Raw genomic sequence first — 3,847 nt, forward strand, 5'->3', positions numbered from 1 at the left:
TCAAGTACATGTTGACGGCGTCAATGTTGACTGGATGCGGTTCTACGAGGGCGGCAAGAAGGTCGAGCTGCCCACCTACCCGTTCAACCGGCAGCGGTACTGGCCGGCGAGCGCGGGGCGGGCGTCGGACGCGTCCGGGCTGGGGCTGGTCAGCGTGGGGCACCCGTTGCTCGGGGCCGCGGTGGAGCTGGCCGAGGGCGAAGGCGTGGTGTTCACCAGCCGGGTGTCACTGAGCACGCACCCGTGGCTCGCGGATCACGTGATCATGGGGCGGACGCTGGTGCCGGCCGCGGTGCTCATCGAGCTTGCGATGCGGGCCGCGGACGAGGTCGGGCTCGATCGGGTCGACGACCTGACGCTGGCCGCGCCGCTCGTGCTGCCGGAGCGCGGGGCCGTGCAGATTCAGCTGAAAGTGGGACCGGAAGGCAGCAGGAGGCAGTACTCGATTCACTCGCGGCCCGAGGACGCGCCGGATTCGCCGTGGATTCAGCACGCGACTGGGTTCCTGGCGAGTGGTACGACTGGCAGTGAGTCCAAGGCTCCTGGTTTTGATGCAACCGTGTGGCCGCCCGCTGGGGCCGTCGCGATGGACTACGAGGAGTGCTACGAGCGGTTCTCGGTCGTGGGCTTCGCTTACGGGCATGCGTTCCAGAACCTGAAGGCCGCGTGGCGGGTGGGTGATGAGATTTACGCCGAGCTCGCGCTGCCCGAGGACGTTGACGGAACTGCGTATGGGCTGCATCCGGCGTTGCTCGACTCGGCGCTGCACGCGGCGTTGCTGGACGAGACGCTCGACGCGGGACTGCCGTTCTCGTGGGAAGGCGTGTCGCTGCACGCCACCGGCGCTAGCGAACTGCGCGTCAGGCTGACTCGTGACGAGGGCGGCATGCGCAGGACGATCGCGCTCGCGGACGTCACCGGGGCGCCGGTCGCCACGGTCGAGGGCGTGGTCGTGCGGGCGGTCAACGCCGAGCAGCTCGGCGAGGCCGGGCAGCGGGAGCTGTTCGGGCTGGAGTGGGTGCCGGTCACGCAGGAGGACGTCGCGGCGCCCGAGTCGGTCGCGGTCATCGGGCCGGACGTGCTCGACCTCGGCTACCCCGTGGTGGAGGCGATCGCGGACACCGACGCCGGGCTGGTGCTGGTGCCCGTAGCCGGTGGTGACGATGTCCTCGGTAGTACGCACGCGAACACCGCGCGGGTGCTGGAATTGGTGCAGAAGTGGATCGGCAGCGGCAGGGGCGGCAGGCTGACGTTCGTCACGCGCGGTGCGACCACGGGTGAGGACCTGGGCGCTGCGGCGGTGTGGGGTCTGGTGCGGTCGGCGCAGTCGGAACATCCCGGGCGGTTCGGGCTGATCGACCTGTGCGGCAACAACCTTTCCGCCGCGATGGTCTCGGTGGCGTTCGGCGTCGACGAGCCGCAGCTGGTGGTGCGCGACGGGCAGGTGCTCGCTGCTCGGCTGGCGCGCGTCACGGGTGCCGGGGAAGTCCGTTGGGAGGGCGAGGTTCTCGTCACCGGCGGTACCGGTGGGCTGGGCGCGGTCATCGCGAAGCACCTCGTCGAGACGCACGGTGTTCGTGAGCTGGTGCTCGTCAGCCGCCGTGGTGAGGCCGACACCTCGGAGCTGGAAGCGTTGGGAGCGCAGGTCACCGTCGCCGCGTGTGACGTGACCGATCGGGATGCTGTTGCGGAACTCCTTGCACGGCACGAGATCCGAGGCGTCGTGCACGCGGCCGGTGTGCTGGACGACGGTGTGATCGAGTCGATGACGCCGGAGCGTGTCGGGAAGGTGTTGCGGCCCAAGGCTGACGCCGCTTGGCACCTGCACGAGCTGACTCGTGACCTGACGGCGTTCGTGGTGTTCTCGTCGGCGGCCGGCGTTTTCGGCAATGCCGGGCAGGCGAACTACGCGGCGGGCAACGCGTTCCTCGACGCACTTGCCGCACACCGCAAGGCTCTTGGGCTGCCCGCCACGTCGATGGCGTGGGGTGTGTGGTCCGAGGTCAGCGGTATGACCGGCGAGCTGACCGAGGCTGAAGCCGCGCGGATGACCGCCGCCGGTATGCCGCCGATCGCGCTGCGGCAGGGCTTGGAACTGTTCGACGCGGCGGTGGCGAGCGGGGCGGCGCTGACCGTTCCGGTGCGGCTCGATCTCGCTGCGCTGCGAGCACGAGGTGCGGTGGCGCCGTTGTTGCGGGGCTTGATCCGGGTCAGGGCGCGGCGTGCGGCGGCTGGATCGGCGACGGCGTCCGGGCTCGTGCAGAAGCTCGGCTCCATGGACGCCGCGACCAGGCGTGCGGCGCTCGTGGATCTGGTTCGTACGCAGGTTTCCTCGGTGCTCGGACACTCGTCGATCGACGCGGTGGACGCGACGCGGGCGTTCCAGGATCTCGGGTTCGACTCGCTGACCGCGGTCGAGCTGCGCAACCAGCTGACCGAGGCGACCGGGCTGCGGCTGCCGGCGACGCTGGTGTTCGACTACCCGACGGCGATCGCGCTGGCCGACCATCTGCACGCTGAGCTGTTCGGTTCGGTTTCGGAGACTTCGGACCTGCCCGCGCTGGTGTCCACTTCGGACGATCCGATCGTGATCGTCGGCATGGCGTGCCGGTTCCCCGGTGGCGTGACCTCGCCGGAGTCGTTGTGGGACCTGGTGATCTCGGGCACGGACGCGATCACGCCGTTCCCGGAGAACCGCGGCTGGGACCTCGACACGCTGTTCCACCCGGATCCCGACAACCTCGGCACGTCCTACGCCCGCGCCGGTGGCTTCCTGCACGACGCGGACCAGTTCGACCCGGCGTTCTTCGGGATGTCGCCGCGGGAGGCGCTCGGCACGGACGGTCAGCAGCGCATCCTGCTGGAGACGACGTGGGAGGCGCTGGAGCGGGCCGGCATCGACCCCTTGGCTTTGCGCGGTTCGCGGACCGGTGTGTTCGCGGGTGTCATGTACAACGACTACGCGCAGATCGTCGAGGCGGACTCCGAGGGGCATCAGGGCGCCGGTACGTCACCTTCCGTGGTGTCGGGTCGTGTTTCTTACACCTTCGGGTTCGAGGGGCCGTCGGTGTCGATCGACACCGCCTGCTCGTCGTCACTGGTGGCCATGCACCTCGCGGCTCAGTCGCTGCGGGCCGGTGAGTGCTCGCTCGCGCTTGCCGGCGGTGTGACGGTGATGTCGACGCCGGGTGCGTTCGTCGGGTTCTCCCGGCAGCGCGGGTTGTCTGAGGACGGGCGTTGCAAGGCGTTCTCGGATTCGGCTGATGGTGTCGGTTGGTCTGAGGGTGTTGGTCTGCTGGTACTGGAGCGTCAGTCCGATGCTGTCCGTCTTGGGCACACGGTTTTGGCGGTCCTGCGTGGGTCGGCGATCAACCAGGACGGTGCGTCCAACGGGCTTACGGCGCCTAACGGTCCGTCGCAGCAGAGGGTGATCCGCCAAGCGCTTGCGTCGGCTGGTCTGTCCACTGCGGACGTCGACACGGTTGAGGCGCACGGCACCGGCACGACTCTGGGCGATCCGATCGAGGCTCAGGCGTTGTTGGCGACTTACGGGCAGGATCGCTCGGTGCCGCTGCTGTTGGGTGGCATCAAGTCGAACATCGGGCACACGCAGATGGTGCAGGCGATGCGGCACGGAGTCGTGCCGCCGACCCTGCACATCACCGAGCCGTCCACGCACGTCGACTGGAGCGAGGGCGCGGTCTCGCTGGTCACCGAGGCGACGCCGTGGCCTGAGGTGTCGCGGCCGAGGCGGGCGGGCGTCTCGTCGTTCGGCTTCTCCGGGACGAACGCGCACGTGATCTTGGAAGCGCCGGGCTCGGGGATCCCCCCGTTTTCCAGCGTACCG

The 3,847-nt window shown here is 69.2% G+C and carries 1 protein-coding gene; it reads left to right on the plus strand.

The features are described from left to right. Nucleotides 1-3,847: type I polyketide synthase (locus UK23_RS50975; protein ID WP_156213839.1), on the plus strand; the 3,847-nt coding region annotated here is incomplete at both ends.

The sequence above is a fragment of the Lentzea aerocolonigenes genome, from assembly GCF_000955955.1.
In the GTDB taxonomy this organism is placed as follows: Bacteria; Actinomycetota; Actinomycetes; order Mycobacteriales; family Pseudonocardiaceae; genus Lentzea; species Lentzea aerocolonigenes_A.